The organism is Pseudomonas sp. EL_65y_Pfl1_R83 (assembly GCF_963970695.1).
Classification (GTDB): Bacteria; Pseudomonadota; Gammaproteobacteria; order Pseudomonadales; family Pseudomonadaceae; genus Aquipseudomonas; species Aquipseudomonas tritici.
On the sequence record NZ_CAXAQI010000019.1, the window covers coordinates 1 to 19510 of the forward strand.

17 protein-coding genes are annotated in these 19510 nt (G+C 61.5%); 8 read left to right on the plus strand and 9 right to left on the minus strand.

The features are described from left to right. Positions 1-157: 157 nt before the first annotated feature. Positions 158-1273, minus strand: coding sequence for a Gfo/Idh/MocA family protein (locus AACY08_RS23125; protein WP_339471553.1), 1116 nt, complete (start codon positions 1271-1273; stop codon positions 158-160). A gap of 307 nt (positions 1274-1580) precedes the next feature. On the opposite strand from AACY08_RS23125, the gene AACY08_RS23130 reads away from it, so the two are divergent. From AACY08_RS23130 to AACY08_RS23155, 6 genes are all read left to right on the plus strand, one after another. Continuing rightward, positions 1581-2621, plus strand: a complete 1041-nt coding sequence (locus tag AACY08_RS23130) for a WD40/YVTN/BNR-like repeat-containing protein (RefSeq protein WP_339471641.1) — start codon at positions 1581-1583, stop codon at positions 2619-2621. 15 nt (positions 2622-2636) lie between these two features. Next, positions 2637-5012 carry an efflux RND transporter permease subunit gene (locus tag AACY08_RS23135; RefSeq protein ID WP_339471554.1) on the plus strand — a complete coding sequence of 792 codons (2376 nt, stop codon included), beginning with the start codon at positions 2637-2639 and terminating at the stop codon, positions 5010-5012. 79 nt (positions 5013-5091) lie between these two features. Continuing rightward, a complete protein-coding gene (locus AACY08_RS23140) occupies positions 5092-5385 on the plus strand; it encodes a DUF5629 family protein (RefSeq protein ID WP_339415915.1) in 294 nt (97 codons plus the stop codon). Beyond that, the gene (locus AACY08_RS23145; RefSeq protein WP_339471555.1) at positions 5375-6547 is read left to right on the plus strand and encodes a lactonase family protein; all 1173 of its coding nucleotides are present in this window, start codon (positions 5375-5377) and stop codon (positions 6545-6547) included. Before AACY08_RS23140 ends, AACY08_RS23145 begins: the two co-directional genes overlap by 11 nt. A gap of 156 nt (positions 6548-6703) precedes the next feature. Continuing rightward, on the plus strand, positions 6704-6883 hold the full coding sequence (locus tag AACY08_RS23150; protein ID WP_016980181.1) for a hypothetical protein: 180 nt from the start codon (positions 6704-6706) through the stop codon (positions 6881-6883). A 159-nt stretch (positions 6884-7042) separates the two neighbouring features. Continuing rightward, on the plus strand, positions 7043-7168 hold the full coding sequence (locus tag AACY08_RS23155) for a hypothetical protein (protein WP_339415919.1): 126 nt from the start codon (positions 7043-7045) through the stop codon (positions 7166-7168). Between the two features lie 54 nt (positions 7169-7222). Here AACY08_RS23155 and AACY08_RS23160 read toward each other — a convergent pair whose 3' ends face one another. From AACY08_RS23160 to AACY08_RS23170, 3 genes are read right to left on the minus strand one after another with little or no spacing between them, the layout of a single operon-like run. After that, on the minus strand, positions 7223-7816 hold the full coding sequence (locus AACY08_RS23160) for a glutathione S-transferase (RefSeq protein ID WP_339471556.1): 594 nt from the start codon (positions 7814-7816) through the stop codon (positions 7223-7225). Beyond that, positions 7813-11451, minus strand: a complete 3639-nt coding sequence (locus AACY08_RS23165) for an AAA family ATPase (RefSeq protein ID WP_339471557.1) — start codon at positions 11449-11451, stop codon at positions 7813-7815. Before AACY08_RS23165 ends, AACY08_RS23160 begins: the two co-directional genes overlap by 4 nt. After that, positions 11448-12689, minus strand: a complete 1242-nt coding sequence (locus AACY08_RS23170; protein ID WP_339471558.1) for an exonuclease SbcCD subunit D C-terminal domain-containing protein — start codon at positions 12687-12689, stop codon at positions 11448-11450. Before AACY08_RS23170 ends, AACY08_RS23165 begins: the two co-directional genes overlap by 4 nt. Positions 12690-13064: 375 nt before the next feature. On the opposite strand from AACY08_RS23170, the gene AACY08_RS23175 reads away from it, so the two are divergent. Continuing rightward, positions 13065-13337, plus strand: a complete 273-nt coding sequence (locus tag AACY08_RS23175; RefSeq protein ID WP_339471559.1) for a CopG family ribbon-helix-helix protein — start codon at positions 13065-13067, stop codon at positions 13335-13337. Next, positions 13337-13612, plus strand: a complete 276-nt coding sequence (locus AACY08_RS23180) for a type II toxin-antitoxin system RelE/ParE family toxin (protein ID WP_339471561.1) — start codon at positions 13337-13339, stop codon at positions 13610-13612. Before AACY08_RS23175 ends, AACY08_RS23180 begins: the two co-directional genes overlap by 1 nt. 16 nt (positions 13613-13628) lie before the next feature. On the opposite strand, the gene AACY08_RS23185 is transcribed toward AACY08_RS23180, so the two are convergent. Genes AACY08_RS23185 through AACY08_RS23205 form a run of 5 tightly spaced genes read right to left on the minus strand, consistent with a single transcriptional unit; the run spans position 13629 to position 19506 of the window. Further along, the gene (locus AACY08_RS23185; protein ID WP_339471563.1) at positions 13629-15269 is read right to left on the minus strand and encodes a BatD family protein; all 1641 of its coding nucleotides are present in this window, start codon (positions 15267-15269) and stop codon (positions 13629-13631) included. Beyond that, positions 15266-17005 (minus strand): tetratricopeptide repeat protein, encoded by a 1740-nt coding sequence (locus AACY08_RS23190; protein WP_339471564.1) that lies wholly within the window; start codon positions 17003-17005, stop codon positions 15266-15268. The genes AACY08_RS23185 and AACY08_RS23190 overlap by 4 nt, the downstream gene beginning before the upstream one ends. Continuing rightward, on the minus strand, positions 17002-18090 hold the full coding sequence (locus AACY08_RS23195) for a vWA domain-containing protein (protein WP_339471565.1): 1089 nt from the start codon (positions 18088-18090) through the stop codon (positions 17002-17004). The genes AACY08_RS23190 and AACY08_RS23195 overlap by 4 nt, the downstream gene beginning before the upstream one ends. Further along, on the minus strand, positions 18083-18577 hold the full coding sequence (locus tag AACY08_RS23200; RefSeq protein WP_339471566.1) for a DUF4381 domain-containing protein: 495 nt from the start codon (positions 18575-18577) through the stop codon (positions 18083-18085). The genes AACY08_RS23195 and AACY08_RS23200 overlap by 8 nt, the downstream gene beginning before the upstream one ends. Further along, positions 18574-19506: a DUF58 domain-containing protein gene (locus AACY08_RS23205; protein WP_339471567.1), complete on the minus strand. Its 933-nt coding sequence runs from the start codon at positions 19504-19506 to the stop codon at positions 18574-18576. Before AACY08_RS23205 ends, AACY08_RS23200 begins: the two co-directional genes overlap by 4 nt. Positions 19507-19510 lie beyond the last annotated feature (4 nt).

Consider the following 19510-nt stretch of genomic DNA (forward strand, 5'->3'; position numbering starts at 1 on the left):
AAACTGGGATTGCAGCTGGTTAAAGCGGCTTAAATTTTAAGAGCAAAAACAATGAGTTAATTTTTGTTTGATAAGAGCTGGCTTGCCTGCGATAGCGGTGTAACCGTTACACCGCTATCGCAGGCAAGCCAGCTCCCACAAAGTTCTGTGGTGGATTTTAGAGTGAGTTCACGGCTACCCAGCGTTCTTCCCTGGCAGCCAGGCGAATCGCCGTCGCCAACCGCTCAACCTCCCATGCCGCCTCAAAGTCAGTGCCATCCGTACCTTGGCCCGCCACGGCCAGGATCAACGCCTGCACTTCCAGGGTTTTCAACTCGTTGTACCCCAACTGGTGCCCCGCAGCCGGGCTGAACGCCGCATAGCCGGGCAGGGCGGGACCGGCCAACAGACGCTGGAAACCCTCCTGACCAACCCGGCAAACGCGCAACTCATTCAAGCGCTCCTGATCGAACGCCAGGGTGCCTTTCGTCCCGCTGATCTCGAAGCTCAGGTGGTTCTTGTAGCCATGCTTGAGCCAGCTACTGCTCACCGTGCCGCGCGCGCCGTTGGCGAAGCGCAGCAGGGCATGCACCTGATCGTCCACCGCGATGGGTTTCAAATCCTTGCTCCCTTTGACGGCAGGGCGCTGGGCGTGGGCAGTGTGGGTATCGGCGCACACGCTGACTACATCCCCCACCAGATAACGTGCCATCGACAGCAAGTGGCTGCCCAAGTCCGCCAGTGCGCCGCCGGCATGTTCCACTTCGCAACGCCACGACCAAGGCGACGACGGGTCGGCCATGAAGTCTTCGCTGAATTCCCCCTGGAAGCTGATGATCTCGCCAAGCTCACCAGTGGCAATCATCTGTCGGGCCAGGGTGATCATCGGGTTGTGCTGATAGTTGTAGCCGACCCGCGTGACCACGCCGGCCGCACGGGCGGCGCGGCGCATGGCGTCGGCTTGTTCCAGGTTCACGGCCAGGGGTTTTTCGCAGTACACGGCTTTGCCTGCGGCGATGGCGGCCATGGCCATGGGGTAGTGCAAATGGTTGGGGGTGGTGATGGCCACTACATCGACGCCGGGATCATTGATCAACGCCTGCCAGTCGCCGTGGGCCTGGGCAAACCCCCAGGCGTTGGCGCAGCGCTGGGCACGCTCGGTGTCGGCATCGGCCAGGGCGGCCAGCTTGAGCTGTACCGGCAGCTCAAATACCGCTCTCGCATTGTTGAATGCCAACGCATGGGCGCGGCCCATGAAGCCTGTGCCGATCAAGCCGATTCCGAGTTCGCGCATTGCCGTGGTCCTTTGCATTATTATTTTGAGAGAGGCTATTAATGGAATAAAAATTCTTTAAATTCAAGATATGGAATAAAAATTCATTAGCCTGTCGAAGATCACCCCAGCGAATGCAGCTATATTCAGGCGAGGGGGAAACGGCATCAGTTAACAAAAGATAACGTAGCGCCGATTGTCAGACGATTCGAAAGCCCGATAGGATGGCCCCTGCTTCCTCCAGGCGCTCTAGATTGCAGGTTTCAAGGCCCCGGAAGGCAGGCGATAACAATAATAAATGGGAGAAAGGTCTATGAGTGAGCCTGTCATGGGTTGGGTTGTTTGCCGCCCACGCGCCGCACGCACGGTTGCGTTGTTGGCCACAGCGCTCTCGTTGCTGGTCGGTGGCGTGTTGTCAACGTCCGCACTGGCAGCCAGCGATACCACCGCAACGCCTGCGTTTGCGATTGAATCCCCCAAGGCCGCCAAAGGCCTGATGATCGACGTGGTCCATGCCGGCAAGCGCCTGGTGGCCGTTGGGGATCGCGGGCATATCCTCTATTCCGATGACCAGGGCAGCACCTGGACCCAAGCCAAAGTCCCCACCCGGCAACTGCTCACGGCGGTGTTTTTCGTCGATGAGAAGCAGGGCTGGGCGGTGGGCCATGATGCGCAAGTTCTCGCCAGTTCCGATGGTGGCGCTACCTGGACCCAGCAGTATCAAGACCTCAAACGCGAAGCCCCGTTACTCGACGTGTGGTTCAACGACGCCAATCACGGCCTGGCCGTCGGCGCCTACGGTGCGTTGATCGAAACCACCGACGGCGGCAAAACCTGGAACGACGTCAGCGACCGCCTCGACAACGAAGACCAGCTCCACCTCAACGCCATCGCCCATATCAAGGACGCCGGCCTGTTCATCGTCGGTGAGCAAGGCAACATGTTCCGCTCCAGCGACGACGGCCAGACCTGGGAAAAACTCGAAGGCCCTTACGAGGGCTCGCTGTTTGGCGTGATCAGCACCGCCCAACCGCAGACCCTGTTGGCTTATGGCTTGCGTGGCAACCTTTACCGCTCCACGGATTTCGGCAGCACCTGGGAACAAGTCGAGCTGAACGCGGCGCGGGGAGCGCTGGAGTTTGGTTTGTCGGGCGCGACTTTGCTGGATGACGGTTCCATCGTTGTCGTCGGCAACGGTGGCAGCGTGGTGATCAGTCATGACGATGGGGCGACCTTCAGCGTGTTCAATCGTCCGGACCGTATTTCGCTGTCGGCCGTCACGGCGGCAGGCAACGGCAACTTGATTCTGGCCGGGCAGGGTGGCGTTCGTGTTGCCATGCCCACCGGCGCCGAACCGACAAAACAATAAGAAGGCGGGCAAAGAATGAGCAGTCATCACAACGATAAAGCGACCTTTCTTGAGCGCCTGATCTTCAACAACCGCCCGGCAGTGATCGTCATCTGCCTGCTGGTGAGTATTTTCCTGTTCTGGCAGGCGACGTTGATTCGCCCGTCCACCAGCTTTGAAAAGATGATCCCCCTCAAGCACCCCTTCATCGAGAAGATGATGGAGCACCGCAACGACCTGGCCAACCTGGGCAACACGGTGCGCATTTCGGTGGAGGCCAAGAACGGCGACATCTTTACAAAGGAGTACATGGAGACTCTGCGCCAGATCAACGACGAAGTGTTCTACATCTCCGGCGTCGACCGTTCGGGCCTCAAGTCGCTGTGGAGCCCCAGCGTACGCTGGACCGAAGTGACCGAAGAAGGCTTTGCCGGTGGTGAAGTGATTCCGCAGAGTTACAACGGCTCGCCGCAAAGCCTTGATCAACTGCGCAACAACGTGCTCAAGTCCGGCCAGGTCGGGCGCCTGGTAGCCAACGATTTCAAATCAAGCATTGTCGATATCCCGCTGCTGGAGTCTTACCCGGATCCGCAGGACCAAGGCACGTTGCTGGCCCTTGACTACCGCAAGTTCTCCCATGAGCTTGAAGACAAGATTCGCGACAAGTTCGAAGCGCAGAACCCCAACGTCAAGATCCACATCGTCGGTTTTGCCAAGAAGGTCGGCGACCTGATCGATGGCCTGGTGATGGTGGTGCTGTTCTTTGGCATCGCGTTTGTCATCACGCTGATTCTGCTGCTGTGGTTCACCCACTGCCTGCGCAGCACCATTGCGGTGTTGAGCACGACATTGGTGGCGGTGGTCTGGCAGCTCGGGTTGATGCACTTTTTCGGTTTTGGCCTCGATCCGTATTCGATGCTGGTGCCGTTCCTGATCTTCGCCATCGGTATTTCCCACGGCGTGCAGAAGATCAACGGCATCGCGCTGCAGTCCAGTGAGGCGGACAACGCGCTGACGGCGGCGCGACGCACATTCCGGCAGCTGTTCCTGCCGGGAATGATCGCGATCCTCGCAGATGCGGTTGGCTTTATCACGCTGCTGATCATCGATATCGGCGTGATCCGCGAACTGGCCATCGGCGCGTCCATCGGGGTGGCGGTGATCGTGTTCACCAACCTTATCCTGCTGCCGGTGGCGATCTCCTATGTCGGCATCAGCAAGCGCGCCATTGCCCAAAGCAAGAAAGACGCGCACCGCGAACACCCGTTCTGGCGCCTGCTGTCGAAATTCGCCAGCGCCAAAGTGGCGCCAGTCTCGATCCTGCTCGCGTTGGTCGCCTTTGGTGGTGGCCTCTGGTACAGCCAGAACCTGAAGATCGGCGACCTGGACCAAGGCGCGCCGGAACTGCGCCCGGACTCGCGCTACAACAAAGACAACAACTTCATCATCAGCAACTACTCGACCAGCTCTGACGTGCTAGTGGTCATGGTCAAGACCAAGGCCGAAGGCTGCTCGCGCTATGAAACCATGGCGCCCATCGACCAGTTGATGTGGAAGATGCAGAACACTGAAGGCGTGCAGTCGGCGATCTCGCTGGTGACCGTGTCCAAGCAGATGATCAAGGGCATGAACGAGGGCAACCTGAAATGGGAAACGCTGTCGCGCAACCCGGATGTGCTGAACAACTCCATCGCCCGTGCCGATGGCCTGTACAACAACAACTGCTCCGTGGCGCCAGTGCTGGTGTTTCTCAACGACCACAAGGCCGAAACCCTCGACCGCGCGGTGCATGCGGTGCAGGACTTTGCCAAGGAAAACAACAAGGATGGCCTGGAATTCATTCTAGCGTCTGGTAATGCCGGGATCGAGGCAGCTACTAACGAGGTGATCAAGGAATCGGAGTTGACCATCTTGATCCTGGTGTACCTGTGCGTGGCGACCATGTGCATGATCACCTTCCGCTCCTGGGCCGCGACCCTGTGCATCGTGCTGCCGCTGGTGCTGACCTCGGTGCTCGGCAACGCGCTGATGGCGTTCATGGGGATCGGCGTCAAGGTCGCGACCTTGCCGGTAGTGGCCTTGGGCGTGGGGATTGGCGTGGACTACGGCATCTACATCTACAGCCGCCTGGAAAGCTTCCTGCGTGCCGGCCTGCCGCTGCAAGAGGCGTACTACCAGACGCTCAAGTCCACCGGTAAAGCCGTACTGTTCACCGGTTTGTGCTTGGCGATTGGCGTGTGCACCTGGATCTTCTCGGCCATCAAGTTCCAGGCCGACATGGGCTTGATGCTGACTTTCATGCTGCTGTGGAACATGTTTGGTGCGCTGTGGCTGCTGCCGGCGCTGGCGCGGTTCCTGATCAAACCGGAGAAGTTGGCGGGGCAGAAGGGCAATTCTTTGTTTGCTCACTGACCGATAGAGACCATTGCCGCAAGGCACTGCGGGGGAATTGACCTATCATGTGTCTTTTCCCCCGCAGTGACTTCACATCATGACCGACGCAGCACCCAACCTGAGCACCGCCCTGAAAGACAGCGACATGCTGATCATCAACGGGCTGCACGCCTTCGACTTCACGTTCGATCAGCACTTGCAGATCGAAAGCATGGACGGCCGGGAACTCAAGCGTTGGACGTTCAGTCCAGATCAACTGAACGCCGCCACCTTTGATGGCAGCTTGCAAAGCTGGCTCTTGAGCAACGAAGACGGTGAACACCGTCTGGTCTGCCTGAGTGCGATCAAGGGCGACAACAACAACGACGAGGATGAAGCGGATGATGCGTAAATTCTGGCCCCTGCTGATGGCCGGCAGCGTAGGCGCGATGTCGGTGCAAGCCGCGCCGGCCGACACCTATGAACTGCTGGTGGGCACCTACACTGCTGGCACCAGCCAAGGCATCTACCGCCTGCAATTCGACAGCCGTACCGGCACGTTCCAAGGCCAGCCGGTGTTAGCGGCCAAGGCGGCGAACCCGTCATGGCTGACGGTCTCCAAGGACCAGAAGCACCTGTTTGTGGTCAACGAAAACGGGCCGGGCCAAAAGGATGCGGTCGGCCGCGTGAGCAGCTACAGCATTGATCCGCAGAATCATCAGTTGACCTTGATCAACCAGGTCCAGAGCCTTGGCAACGAGCCCACCCATTCCAGCGTGGCCGCCGATGGGCGCTACCTGTTTGTGGCCAACTACTCGGTAGTGGAAGATCCGGGCGGAAGCCTGGCGGTGCTGCCGGTCGATGCCGAGGGCAAGCTGTCAGCCCCGGTGCAACTGAGCGGCCACCCGGCCAGCCGCGTCAACCCGGAGCGCCAGGCATCCAACCATGTACATTCGGTGGTGTCGTCGCCAGATGGTAACTACGTGTTCGTGCAGGACCTGGGCGCAGACAAGGTGTTTGCCTATCACTACGACCCCAAGGCCAATCATGAACTGCCATTGACCCCGGCCACTCCGGCCTCGGTGCAACTGCCGCCGGGCAGCGGTCCGCGTCACTTGTTGTTCAGCGCTGATGGCAAGCATGCCTGGCTGACCACCGAGATGAGCGCACAGGTCGCGGTGTTTGACTACAAAGATGGGCAACTGACCCAGACGCAACGGGTGGATTTGGCGGCCGAGCAACCGGTGTCAGACAAGGCCAGCGCCGCGCTGCATGCGTCCAGTGATGGCAAATTCCTCTACGTGAGCAACCGTGGCACGGCCAATCAGTTGCTGGTGTTCAGCATCGACCCGGCCACCGCGCACCTCAAGGAACTGCAACGCCGTTCCGTGGAAGGCGACCACCCGCGCGAGTTCAGCCTGGACCCGAGCGGCAAGTTTTTGCTGATCGCCAACCAGAAAAGCAACGAAATCGTGGTGGTTGAACGCGACCCCAAAACCGGTCTGCTGGGTAAAACCGTGCAGAAACTGGCGATTGATGCCCCCAGTGACCTCAAGTTCCTAGTGCGTCAATAAGCCACAGGCCCCGCACTGTGGGGCCTGACCCGGTGTATTAATTTTATTAATAGCGGCTACTGTTTCAAAGCATTTCTAAGGTTTAACCCTCGGGCGTAAGTTTGGTTCCAAGGCCTTCCCAGGCCACTCAACCAAACGAACACAAGGGTTACCGACATGAACTTGAATCTCTTCTCCATCATCGCCGCTTCCGCAGTTTCCGCCACTGTTGCCCTGCCAGCGGCGGCCAGTGTGGAAGTCTCCGGCAAAAAATCCAGCACCAGCGCCTACACCCAGAAATACCTGCAACAAAGTGCCAACTTCTACGCCGCACTGGATCACAAGACTCAGCAATAACCTGCACAAAAGCAGACGCCAAACCACTGGAACGAAGCCTGGCTCGTTCGAGTGGTTTGGCGTTTGTGCATCTGCAGAATAAAAATGATTGATATCACATTGCCATGTGTTTAAATTTGACGCTCAAATATTGACGCATTTATTCCTGGAATCGACAGCATGGCACTCCGACTCGCCGCACTCATCCTGGTTCTCTACTCCGCCCCCATCCTGTCCTCCATACAAGGGGTGGACGGTGAGCCGGAGATTGCCCGTGAGCGGTTGCTTAACCTGGTTGAAGGCTAAGCCGAATAGCTTGTGGAACAGGCTCTTTGCAGTGAGCCCTTTTGACGCCGGGTGTCAGTTCTTTGCCATCACGGCAATGAACAGCGGCGATTGCAGGAAGCGCTCCAGCCACTGCTGTAACCGGGGATACGGTGCACCGGCAAACCATTCCCGATCCACATGGGCGAACTGCCGCACAAACGGCGCCAGGGCCATGTCTGCCAGGCTTGGGTGATCGGCGAATAGGTACTCGTGGTTCGCCAATAATCCCTCAAGTGCGCGCAAGAACACCTCACCCTCGGCCCGATAATGTTCCATCGGTTGTTCCGGATAGCGTTCGGCATACTTGTATCGATTCAAGTGATACTTGAAGCCCACATCGTTCTCGGCAATCAACGCCAATACCGCCGGGTTACCCGGCAGCAGCCAATCCTGCGGATCGTGCTGCGCCAGCGCCCATTGCATGATCGCCAGGCTTTCATCGATCACCTCGCCATTCACGCTCAACACCGGCACCGTGCCTTTGGGCGACAGTGCCAGCATCTCGGCCGGCTTGGCCTTGAGGCTCACTTCGATAATGCGCACGGGCACCCCCGAATAGCGCAACGCCAGGCGCGCACGCATCGCATACGGGCAGCGCCGAAACGAATACAGCAACGCCTCACTCACTTGACCTCCAGCGTGCTCAAGCCATTGCCCTGGCGCTTGACCTGGATCTGCACCGGAATGCGCTCGTGCATTTCCTGCACGTGGGAGATCACCGCCACTTTGCGGCCCTGGGCCTGCAAACCGTCCAGTGCGTCCATGGCCAACTGCAGCGACTCGGGGTCCAGGCTGCCGAAACCTTCGTCGATAAACAGCGACTCGATCTTCAACGTGCTGGAGGCCATCGACGCCAGGCCCAAGGCCAACGCCAGCGACACCAGAAACGTCTCGCCACCGGACAACGAATGCACCGAGCGCAATTCATCGCCCATTTCCGTGTCCATGACCAACAGGCCCAGCATGCTGCCGCCGCGCTTGAGGCGGTAGCGACGCACCAATTGGCGCAATTGCACGTTGGCGTGGTGCACCAGTAGGTCGAGGTTGTAGGCCTGAGCGATCTTGCGGAACGTGTCGCCCGTGGCCGAGCCGATCAGCGCATTCAGGCGTGCCCAGCGTTGCCATTCGTCATAGGCGTTGGCGATCTGCTCGGCGAAGGCCTGATTGGCATCCTGGCGGCGCTGGTCTTCGGATTGGCGCGCGCGCAATTCGGCGCAGGCTTTCTCTCCCTCGGCCAACTGCTGGTTGAGCGCGGCCAGGGCGCTGTCCAGTGCTTCGGCGTCGAGGTTGCCGTTGTGCAGGGCCTGGTGCTCGGCGAGGCGTTGCTCGCGTTCCTGCAGCAGGACCTTGGCTTGTTCGACGGCTTTTTCGCTGTGCTGCAACTGCTGGCGCAATTGGCTGACCTGGGCGTCATCGTAGGCCAGCAGACGGTTGAGGCCGTCGTCATCGAGTTCCGGGTGCAGGGCGCGCCACTCGCTGAGGCGTGTGCCCAGCGATTGCTGCTCGGCGTGTAACGCTTGCTGACGCTCCTGTTGGGCCTTGAGATCGGCGGCCAACTGGATCAATGCGTTGTGGATCTCTTGCAACTGCTTGTTGGCGTCGGTTTCACTCTGGCGTGATTGGGTCACGGCCTGATCCAACTGCTGTTGCCAGTGTTCGGCACTGCTGTGCTCGCCCAGCAACGCGCCGAGTTTGTCCTGAGCTGCTTGTTGCTGGGCGGCCAACTCGTTGACCTGCTGATTCAGCGCATCGAGTTGCTGCTGACGATGCTGCTGATGGGTCTGTTCTTTCTCGATCGCCTGTTGGCGTTCTTGTTGCTCGGCCAGCTCATCGCGTTGATGGCCGAGCTGTTCCAGGCGTTGGCTGACCTGCTGGTCCAGCTGCATGAAGGTTGCGGCCGGCTCGGCACGCAAACCTTCCAGGGTTTCGGCGGGCAACAAGCTGGCGAAGGCAGTCAGTTCCTGCTCAAGACGTTCGCGGTCGCTGGCCAACTCGCGTTGCTGATCCACCAGCAATTGACGCGCCTGCTGGCTCGCTTCCTGGGCGGCTTGCAGTTGTTGCTGCAAGCGCCCGGCGTTTTGTTGCAGGTTGAGCAGGGCGCCTTGGCGTTGTTCGTCCTGGGCGATGCTCTGGGTCAGTTGACTCAACTGTTGATCAAGCCAGGCGCTGCGTTTGGCCGCCTCCTGGTTGAACAGCGCGGCCGACAGTGGGTGCGCATCCAGGCTGGGCTTGAGTGCTTGTTGTTGCGTCGCTAGTTGCTCCTGCTGTTGCAGGTATTCCTTTTGCTGGGCGATCAGACCGCCGACTTCGCCGCGCAGCTCGGTGAGCTTTTCCTTGAGTGAGTCGACGGCTTTCTGCGCCGTGGCTTCCTCGTTTTCGTCATGGCGACCGAGGCTCTGCAGCAGCGCTTCGGGCTGGTGGTACGGGTGTTCGTGGCTGCCGCACACAGGGCAGGGCTGGTCGTCCTGCAACTGCTCGCGCAATTCCTCGACACTGGCGCTGCGGGCCAGGCGCTGGCGCTCAAGCAGTTGCTTCGTGACCGCCAGGGTTTGTTCGGCAATGGTCAGCTCCGCTTTGGTTTGCAGGCCGGTCTGGTTCAGTTGCTCGCGTTGCTGTTGGGCATCGGCGAGCTTTTGCGTCAGTACGCTGGCTTGCTGGTCCAGCTGTTGCTGGCTGTCCCACAGGCGCGTCAGGTCTTCGAAGGCGCGTTGTTGTTTGCGATTGTCTTGCAGCAGGCTGGCCAGCAACTGGATTTGCTCGGCCACGGCATGGGGTTCGGCGCCGGCTTCCTGGTAGAGCAGGTCCAACGCGCCGCGCTGTTGGGTGAATTGTTCAGCGGCAGCGGTAGCGCGTTGTTCCAGTTGCGGCAGCTCAGCCTGGCCTTTGTTCAGGCGATTGCCGATCAACATCAGCTGTTGCAAGCGATCGCGGTAGGCGGTCCAGGCGTCGCTCAAGGGGGCGAGGGCGGCGCTGCGATCAAGTTCGGTGACCAGGCGTTGGAGGCGTTCGGCGACTTGGTTCTGCTTTTCCAGCAGACCGTTAAGCCGGGCCTGGCCTTCGGTGCAGGCGTGTTCGTGCTGCTGTTTGTCCTCGGTGCGCTTGGCCAGCTCTTTGGTCAAGTGGGCGAGGGTGCTCTGCTCTTCAAACGCCTGGCGCAGCAAAGGCACGGCATCGGCCTGGTTTTTCAGCGCCTCGGCCAACGCGGTTTGCGCGCTGGCTTGCTGTTGCTCGGCCTGCGTCTGGCGACTATGCAGTTGGCCCTGTTGTTCGATATGCAACTGAATCTGCACGGCCAACGGGGCAAGCACGCTGTTGAGTTCGGCTTGGCGGGCGAACTGATGACGTTGCGGCGCCAAGTGCTCCAGGCGACTCAGGTCCTGGCGTTGCGGGCCCTGGGCATCCCAATCAGCCTGCGCGCGCTGCAGTTGTTCGGTGGCGGCGAGCTGGCGTTCCTGCCATTCGCGCAGTTCCTTAAGCCAGGTGTGTTGCCGCTCCAACTGCTTGAGTTGGGCCTGTTGGGCCTTGAGCTGGGCGTTTGCGGCGTCGAACTGCTGATCCAGTTCGGCGCGGGCTTCAGGGGCCAGGGGCACCACGCCGGTGGCTTGGTCCTGCAACTGCTTGTGCGCGTCCCTGGCGTCTTTGGCCTTGTCGAACGCGCGTCGGCCAAGCTGGGTGTAGAGGGCCGTGTCGGTGAGCTTTTCCAGCAGTTCGCTGCGCTCGTTATCGTTGGCCTTGAGGAAGGCACTGAACTCGCTTTGCGCCAGCAATACGGCGCGGGTGAACTGCTCGAAGTTCAGGCCCAGGGCCAGTTCCAACTGGGTCTTGTATTCGGTTTTCTGGCTGGCCAGCAGTTGCTCGCTGTCCAGGTCGATCAGGCTCTGGCGGCTGTTCTGCAACTTGCCACTGGCCTTGTCGCGGGCGCGGTTGGCTTCCCAGCGCGCACGGTAGCGGCGGCCGCTGACGCCGACAAAATCCACTTCGGCATAACCACCACCGGTGCCGCGACGGATCAAGGTGCGCGGGTCGCCGATGGAAATGTCGCTGTCGGCGTCCGGCATCTTGGCCTGGCCGGTATCGCCCAGGCGCGGCACCGCACCAAACAGCGCCAGGCACAGTGCATCGAGCAGGGTGCTTTTACCGGCCCCGGTGGGACCGGTTATCGCGAACAACCCCGCGCTGGCCAGGGGCTCGGCGGTGAAGTCGATCTCGAACGGGCCAGCCAGGGAGGCGAGGTTTTTCAGGCGAATGGCGAGGATCTTCATGGCTGTTGCTCCTCCTGTTGCACTTCCTGGAGCAGCACGGCGAAATCCTTCAAGGTCTGTTCATCCACTTCACTGCCGTAACTGTCCTGCCAGGCGCGGCTGAACAGTTCCTGGGGCGTGAGCTGGTCGAGCTCGATCAGGCGCTCGTCGTCCGTGTTGGCGCTGGCGCGTTTACCCGCGTATTCGGCGGCGATGCGTACCAGGCGCACGGCTTTGCCTTGCAGGGCGGTTTCGATTTGCTGGCGCAGGTCGGGTTGCGGCTCGTCCAGGCGTACACGTACTTCCAGCCACGGGTGGCGCTGGGTTTCGGCGAGCAGGTCGACGTCCGGCAACTCGGCCAAGACCTTGAGGATATCCGCCAGCGGCGCAGCCTCCAGGCGTTGCAGGTCAACCGAACGCGGGATCAGCAGTGGTTCGACACTCACCAGGCATTGGCCCTGGAACGTCACGTCGAGAATCTGGTGCTTGTAGCTGATTTCGGAAAACGACAGCGGAATCGGCGAGCCGCTGTAGCGAATCCGCTCTTCGCCATTGACCTTCTGCGGCTTGTGCAAATGGCCGAGGGCGACATAGCCGACACTTTTATCGAACAGGCTGGCCGGCAGCGCCTCGGCATTGCCGATGATCAGGCTGCGCTCGGAGTCTTCCGACACCGACCCTCCGGCCATGTGCGCATGGCTGATGGCAATCAGCGGCTGGCCTTTTTTACGCTTGGCGTTGGCGGCGGCGATCAGCCATTCATGCACCTGGCCGATACCGCGCAGGTAGTCGTCACCCAGGTGTGCACCGGTGACTTCCGCCGGGCGCAGGAATGGCAAGGCCAGGCACCAGCCGGCAATCTTGCCCTTGGCATCCGGCAGGGGGATCAGCAGGCGTTCGGCATCCAGTTGGCCGTCATCCAGCCACAGCACGCGACCGAGCGCATGGGTGCGCAGGCGACGCATCAATGGCGCGGGCAGTTCGATGCGCGAGCCGGAGTCGTGGTTGCCGGCGATCATCACGATGGTCAGCTTGGGGTTTTGCTCGTGGGCGCTGATGATGAAGTCATACAGCCGCTCCTGAGCCTTGAGCGGCGGGTTGACGGTGTCGAAGATATCGCCGGCGATGAGCAGCACATCCGGGCGCTGGGCATTGAGTTGGCCCAGCAGCCACTCGAGGAAACAGGCGTGTTCGAAATCGCGTTCCTGGCCGTGGAGGTTTTGGCCAAGGTGCCAGTCGGAGGTGTGGAACAGACGCAAGGCGAACTCCGTGGAATAGATGAAAAGGAGGGGAGTTTACCCGTAAAAGCACACACGGTGCCTGCGGGTGACACAGATCAACTGTGTGCGGGCTTGCTCGCGAATGCGGTGTGTCAGATAGAAACACCCGATCGCTGATAAACAGCGACGGAGCGACGGCTAGCCAGTGAACTGAGCAGGCGCAAGGCCGTGGGGTTGTCTAGGAAACGTCCCGCAAATTAAAGGGATAGGGATTGCTGGCCTTCACAACCCATGTCGATACAGGCACTTGATGCTGTACCGTAAGTCGCTATGATTAACTTTGATTCATACTGCCGCACAGCGGGGCATAATGATGCGTCAAGAGAACATGTACTGATCAGGAGCCACCCCATCATGGCAATCCCCTCAAAAACCAGATCCGTCACCGCTCATGTTCCTGAGCATCTGGCCCAAAAGGTCGATTTAATGGCAGAGCGCCTTGATCGCTCCAGAAACTGGATCGTCAAGCAGGCTCTGTCGGCATGGATAGACCAGGAAGAGGAGCGTAGTCGCCTGACCCTTGAGGCCTTGGCTGATGTTGACGCCGGCCGCGTGATTGATCACCAGGCAGTCCAGGCCTGGGCTGATAGCCTCAGCAGCGAAACGCCATTGCCGGTGCCGCGCTGATGGAATTGAAGTGGACAGCCAAGGCGCTTTCCGACCTTGCCCGACTGTATGAATTTCTGGCGTTAGTGAGTCAACCTGCCGCCGCACGAACCGTGCAGCAACTCACGGCTGCCCTCATTACGCTGCTGCCCAATCCGCGTATAGGCGAGCGCCTGGAAGAATTCGAGCCCAGGGATGTGCGCCGGATTCTGATCGGCCATTACGAAATGCGTTACGAGATAGTGGGTTCCACTGTTTATCTGTTGCGCCTGTGGCATACCCGTGAGGATCGCTAACCGAGTGAAATAGCGGTTACTTGGGATATAGCGGCGGCAGGCTGGTGGTGTCGGCGGCGGGATCCAACTCACGCTCAGCCACCGTGATGGCCTTCACCGCACGCCACAGGTCTTCACCCTGCCAATAATGGCCGCCCTCGCTGTACAGCGCGCCGTTCAAGCCGTCCAACGCGTCCGACAGCGGCACAAACCGCGCGGCCATGTCTGCCAGGGTTTCCGGCTGTTGCCGTGCCCAGGCGTCGAGGGCCTGGCGGGTGGCCTGGGGGTCGTTGGCCTGGGTGGCGCGCTTGAGGTCGTCGAGCAGGGTGCGCGGGCTCGGGCCGGTTTGTGCGGCGCGCAGTACGGCGGGCTGTCGGCGTGCGCGCCACCACAAGCCAAAGCCCAGCAAGGTGGTGCAGGCAAGGAGCAGGGTACTGAGTTGCCACAGCCACAGGTGGTTGTCATCGGGGGCGGTGATGACGGTGGGCGTGGCGGGAGTGTCGACCACCAGGCTAGGGTTGATCGCCACTTGCAGGGTGCGGGCCGGCAGGCTGGTGCGCTCAAGGTGATCTTCGTGGGTGTTCCACCACACCACTTCAACGGCAGGCAGTTCCAGTGCACCTGCGCGGTTGGGCACCAGGGCTTCGCGGTCTTCGCGGCTGCCGATCAGGCCGCGGTCGTTGGTCTGGTTGCCGAGCACCGGTTGGTCCGGGTAGCGGCGCAGGCCGTTGATCTCGGTGCTAGGCAGGGCCGGCAGTTGCGCGCTGGACAGGCCTTCGGCCTTGACCGTGAGGCTGCGGGTCAGGGAGTCGCCGACCTGGACATGCTCGGGCTCCGGGTTCCAGTTTTCGCTCAGGGTCAGGCTGCGCGCCGGTAGCCAGGGCGTATCGGCGGGATACAGCGCCGGCTTGGGCTTGACCACCAGCGGCAGCTGCGCCGAGCTGACGTGGATCAGCTTGCCGGGTTTGGTGCCTTGCAGTGTGTTCTCTTGCGGCGGGCGCGACTCAACCAGCGTGGCGCTGAACGTCTGCGCCGCAATTGCCAACGTGCCGCTGTGCTGCGGGTAAATCGCGTAGCGGGTTTCGATCACGCCGTGGCGAATGCTGTTGATCACCTTCTCGTAGGTGCGTGACTCGCCCAATTGCTCGACGCGTGCGTCGGCAATCTGCAACGGCGTGAGGCTGCTGTCGTCATACAGCGACACCGAGTGGTACACCCGCACGGTCAACAGTGCCTGGGCCTGGACGTAGACACTGGTCTGGTCAAGATTGGCCTCGACAAACACCGGGGCCAGTTCGGCGGCTGTGTTCTGGCTAGCGGTTTCTATCACTTGCAGGCTGATCGGCTGGGTCTTGTACGCGCCTACTTGCAGGGGCGGGATGAGCACCGTGCCGTTTTCCTTGGGCAGCAGCGTGATGATCCATCGCGTGGTGGCGTGGTTATCGCCGCCCAGCGTGGTGAGTTGGTTGATCTGCCGCGTACCGCTGACTTCGAACTGCGCATCCAGCGGCGACAGGTCGGGTTTGCCGAACTGCGTTACATCGCTGGACTCTACCGTGAGCTCCACCGTTTCCCCGGAGTTGAGGCGGCTGCGGTCGACGCTGGCAGTCAGGCTCGCCGCCTGGGCGTGGCCTGCCGAGAGTGCGAGCAGGAACAGTAGGGTGGTGCGACGGCTCATCGAGTCTTGTCCTGATGTTGTTGCTGTTCGTACCAGAATTTGCGGCGCAGCAGTTCGCCGGGATTGTCCGGGATCTCCCGCAGCCATTGCTCCAGGGCCTGGCGACGTTCACCGTCGAGGCTGGCGTCGGCAGGAAGCAGCGGCGGGGTAGTGGTTTGTTCGTCGCCCAGTTCGCTGCCCGGCACTTCATTGCCTGCGGTGTGCGGCGTATTACCGGCCTGTGTGTCGCCGGTGCCGGCTTTCCCCTGGCCTTGGGGTGACTGCTCGCCACCCGTGGTGCTCTGCCCACTCGCGCCCGGTTGCGCAGTTTGGCCGGGTTGGGTGGTTTCGTCATCCTCGTTATTGGCTGGCTTATCGGGTTCGGGCTGCTCTTTTTCCTGCATCAGGGTTTCCACCAGCGCTTTGTTTTTCAGGGCCGGTTGCAAGTCGGGTTGTGCTTCAAGGGCCTGTTCGTAGGCGTCGATGGCGGCCTCCAGCTCACCGGACTTGGCCAGGGCGTTACCCCGATTGTAGTGGGCGTAGGCGTCATTGCTCTCGGCGAAACGCTTGATGGCCTCGGCATAGTTGCCGGCTTCGTAGAGCGCTACGCCCTGCCACTGTGGGTCTTCGAAGTGTTCGGCGGCTTCGGCGGGGCGTTTCTGCTTCAGCAGGTATTGGCCTTGCTGGTCGGGACGCAGCCACAGGTCCTGCAAGCCGAAGGCATAGCTGGGTTGTGGCGCGCTCAACAGCAGCAGGGGCAGGCAGAACAACCAGCCACGCCGACCGGCGCAGGCAGCGAGTAGCAACAGCGGCAGGAGCAGCCAGTAACCCTGGTCGGCCCAGGTGTCGAGGTGCAGCCGTTGAGCGTCGTTGCGCAAGGTGTGTGGCGGGTCCAGTACACCGAGTTGGCGCAGGTCCTTGTCGTCCAGGCGGGCGGCGCGGTAGCGGCCGCCCATTTCGCTGGCGAACGCCTTGAGCGTCGGGCTGTCCAGACGTGGCACCAGGATCGCGCCGTGTTCGTCCTTGAGGAACTCGCCACTTTCCTGGGTCACCGGGGTGCCTTCCCGGCTGCCGATACCGAGGATCGACAGGGTCGGCGCCTGGCTACTTTGCAGCAGCAGCCGAATGCCCTGGCGTTCCTGTTTGGACAGCGACGAGCCGATCAGCAACAGACGACCCTGGCCGAGGCCGCCTTGTTTGAGCAGGCCCAGGGCTTTCTCGACTGCCAGGTCGGCGCGGTGGCCGGGCTCCGGCATGATTGACGGGCGCAGGGCTTCGAGCAGGTTGCGGCTGGTGCCCAGGTCGTCTGACAGCGGCACCAGGGTGTGGGCGCTGCCGGCGTAAACGACGATGGCGGTCTGCGCATCGGTGCGTGCCTGCAACAGGTCATACAGCTTGCGCCGCGCCTGTTCCAGGCGGTTGGGCGGGCTGTCGGTGGCGAGCATTTCCGGGGTCAGTTCCAGCAGCACCACCAAAGGATCGGAGGGTTTCTGGCTGGACTGCTCAACCCTTTGCCAACTGGGCCCAAGCAGCGCCAGCACGGCCAAGAGCCAGGCAATGCCGAGCACCACCCATGGCGATTTGCTTTCGCGCCCGTTACCACCACTGAGCAACACGGCGTGGAAGGCCGGCGGTAGGATCATCTGCCAACGCCCGGCGCGCTTTTGCCGATGCCACAGGTGCCACAGCAACCAGCCGAGCAATGGCAGGAGCAACAGCGACCAAGGGCGGAACCAGTGCGGCCACAGGTCGATCATCGACGCCTCCGCAAGCGCAGGCGTGTGAGGCGCTGGCGCCATTCCGGGTGCTGTTGCAGGAAAATCCCCTTGCTCGACAATTTGGTGAACCACCGATGCAAGGCGTTGTTCGGCCAGCGTTCCTGGATCACCAGCAACATGCTCAGCACCAATGCCAAGGCCAGCGGCGCGCTGTACAGGGCCAGGGCCGGGCGTGCCTGGGTGGGTTGCTGCTCAACGGGTTCGAGCGTGTCGAGCGTTGCCTTGATCGCTTGCAGCTCTTCGCCATCACGGGCGCGGAAGTACTGACCGCCCGTGGCCTCGGCGATGGCCTTGAGTGCCGGTTCGTCGAGGTCCAGGCTCGGGTTGACGCCGAGGATGCCCAGTGAGCCGGTTTGTTCCGGGTCGGCGCCTATGCCGATCGGATAGATCTTCACGCCTTCTTCAGCGGCGAGGCGCGCGGCGGTCAGTGGGTCGATCTGCCCGGCGTTGTTGGCGCCGTCGGTGACCAGGATCAGTACACGGCTCTGCGCCGGGCGCTGACGCAGGCGTTTCAAGGCCAGGCCAATGGCATCGCCAATCGCGGTGTTCTTGCCGGCAATGCCGATGCGCGCTTCATCCAGCCAGGTGCGCACGGTGTGGCGGTCAAAGGTCAGCGGTGCTTGCAGGTAGGCCTGGCTGCCGAACAGGATCAGGCCGACGCGGTCACCTTCACGGCCTTCAAGAAAATCGCCGAGCAAGTGTTTGACCAGGCTCAAGCGGCTGACGTCCTCGTCTTGCCAGTTCATATCGGGGAAGTCCATGGAGCCGGACACGTCCACCGCCACCAGAAGGTCGCGGCCACTGGCGGCAATCGGCAGCGGCTCGCCAAGCCATTCCGGGCGGGCGGCGGCGGTTAACAGCAGCAGCCACAGCACCACAAAGGGCCCTTGCTGGCGCCAGCCGGGCAGGTTGACGCGGGCGCGGCGGCGAGCGAGGCCCTCGAGGTCGCTGAGGTAGCTGACTTTCAACGCCGGCTCGCCGCTGTCGGCTGCCGGCAACACAAGCCGCATCAACCAGGGCAAGGGCAACAGGGCGAAGATCCACGGCCAGGCGAACTCAAACATGTTTGCGAATCCAGGTGTCGACCGCTTGGGTCAGGCCGGCGATGGCCTTGTCGTCGAGTTTGCATTCGGGTTTGTAGGCGCCTTCCACCAACACCATCCAGCGTGTGAGGCCAGCGGCGGGGCAGCGGTTGTCGAGGAAGGCCAGCCATTTTCGGCCGTTGAGGGTATGGCTCTGGCTGTAGGGATAGTCGTTGCGGCACAGGCGTTTGAGCAGGCCGTTGAGTTGCTGCAACCACGCGCCGGCCGGGGCCCCGTCGTAGGGTTTGGGCATCAGCGCCAGTTCCGCGAGGGCGGCGATGCGCAATGGGTCCAGCGGTTGCTCGGCGCGGGCGATGGGGCGACGGGTTGGCAGGAAGCGTCGCAGTGACCAAAGCCCCCAGCCGAGCAGTGGAATCACCAGCAGCAACAACCACCAGCCCGGCGCAGGTGGCCAAAAGCCGACGGCTGGCGGGGCGATCAGCGGTTGCAGTTGGTCAAGGCTGTTCATTGTTTTTTAACCGGACGTTGCGGGTTGAGGTACTCGCGCAGTTGCTCGACCATTTCGCTCTGGGTGCTCAAGGGCATCAACAAGATGCGCAGCTTCTGGGCGAGCAGTTCCCAGCGGGCGATGCGCGCTTCGGCTTGGGCCTTGTAGGCCTGGCGCAAATCGACGTTCAGCGTATCCAGTTCCAGCTGGGCACCGCGTTCTGCGAAACGCAGCAGCCCGGCAGCGGGCAGGGCGTGGTCCAGCGGGTCGGAGATGGGCAACAGCAGCAGGTCGCAGTGCCGTGACAACAGGCTCAATTGCTGCTCGGCACCGTCGGTGAGCGCGCGTTCATCGCAGATCACAATTACCAGGCTGCCTGGGCGCAACACTTCGCGGCCACGGCGCAGGGCCATGCCCAGCGCGTCAGCCTCGGGGCGGCTTTCGGTGTTCAGGCTCTGGTTGACGCGCACCAACCGGTTAAGCAGTTGCAGCAGACTTTGTTTGCTGCGGCGCGGCTTGATTTCGTAGTGTTCGCTATCGCCGAATACCAACCCGCCCACGCGGTCGTTATGCCCCAGCGCCGCCCAGCCGATCAGGCTGGCCGCCTGGGCCGCCAGCACCGATTTGAACATCTGCCCTGAGCCGAAAAACAGCCGGCAGCTTTGCTCCACAATGATAAAAATCGGTCGCTCGCGCTCTTCGTGGAACAGCTTGGTGTGCGGTTCCTGGGTGCGCGCGGTCACGCGCCAGTCGATGGTGCGCACATCGTCGCCGGCCTGGTACACGCGCACCTGGTCGAAGTCGACACCGCGCCCGCGCAGCTTGGAGTGATGCAGGCCGATCAGCGGGCTGCGCTGGCTTGGCGTGGAAAACAGCTGCACTTCGCGCACACGGTGGCGCATCTCGATCAATTCGCTGAGCGTGACGCGGATTCCATCGCTGGCGTTCATGGGT

Coding starts and splice junctions, on each gene's coding strand:
- AACY08_RS23125 (WP_339471553.1), bottom strand. CDS start 1,273: ATGCGCGAACTCGGAATCGGCTTGATCGGCACAGGCTTCATGGGCCGC.
- AACY08_RS23130 (WP_339471641.1), top strand. CDS start 1,581: ATGGGTTGGGTTGTTTGCCGCCCACGCGCCGCACGCACGGTTGCGTTG.
- AACY08_RS23135 (WP_339471554.1), top strand. CDS start 2,637: ATGAGCAGTCATCACAACGATAAAGCGACCTTTCTTGAGCGCCTGATC.
- AACY08_RS23140 (WP_339415915.1), top strand. CDS start 5,092: ATGACCGACGCAGCACCCAACCTGAGCACCGCCCTGAAAGACAGCGAC.
- AACY08_RS23145 (WP_339471555.1), top strand. CDS start 5,375: ATGATGCGTAAATTCTGGCCCCTGCTGATGGCCGGCAGCGTAGGCGCG.
- AACY08_RS23150 (WP_016980181.1), top strand. CDS start 6,704: ATGAACTTGAATCTCTTCTCCATCATCGCCGCTTCCGCAGTTTCCGCC.
- AACY08_RS23155 (WP_339415919.1), top strand. CDS start 7,043: ATGGCACTCCGACTCGCCGCACTCATCCTGGTTCTCTACTCCGCCCCC.
- AACY08_RS23165 (WP_339471557.1), bottom strand. CDS start 11,451: ATGAAGATCCTCGCCATTCGCCTGAAAAACCTCGCCTCCCTGGCTGGC.
- AACY08_RS23175 (WP_339471559.1), top strand. CDS start 13,065: ATGGCAATCCCCTCAAAAACCAGATCCGTCACCGCTCATGTTCCTGAG.
- AACY08_RS23180 (WP_339471561.1), top strand. CDS start 13,337: ATGGAATTGAAGTGGACAGCCAAGGCGCTTTCCGACCTTGCCCGACTG.
- AACY08_RS23185 (WP_339471563.1), bottom strand. CDS start 15,269: ATGAGCCGTCGCACCACCCTACTGTTCCTGCTCGCACTCTCGGCAGGC.
- AACY08_RS23190 (WP_339471564.1), bottom strand. CDS start 17,005: ATGATCGACCTGTGGCCGCACTGGTTCCGCCCTTGGTCGCTGTTGCTC.
- AACY08_RS23195 (WP_339471565.1), bottom strand. CDS start 18,090: ATGTTTGAGTTCGCCTGGCCGTGGATCTTCGCCCTGTTGCCCTTGCCC.
- AACY08_RS23200 (WP_339471566.1), bottom strand. CDS start 18,577: ATGAACAGCCTTGACCAACTGCAACCGCTGATCGCCCCGCCAGCCGTC.
- AACY08_RS23205 (WP_339471567.1), bottom strand. CDS start 19,506: ATGAACGCCAGCGATGGAATCCGCGTCACGCTCAGCGAATTGATCGAG.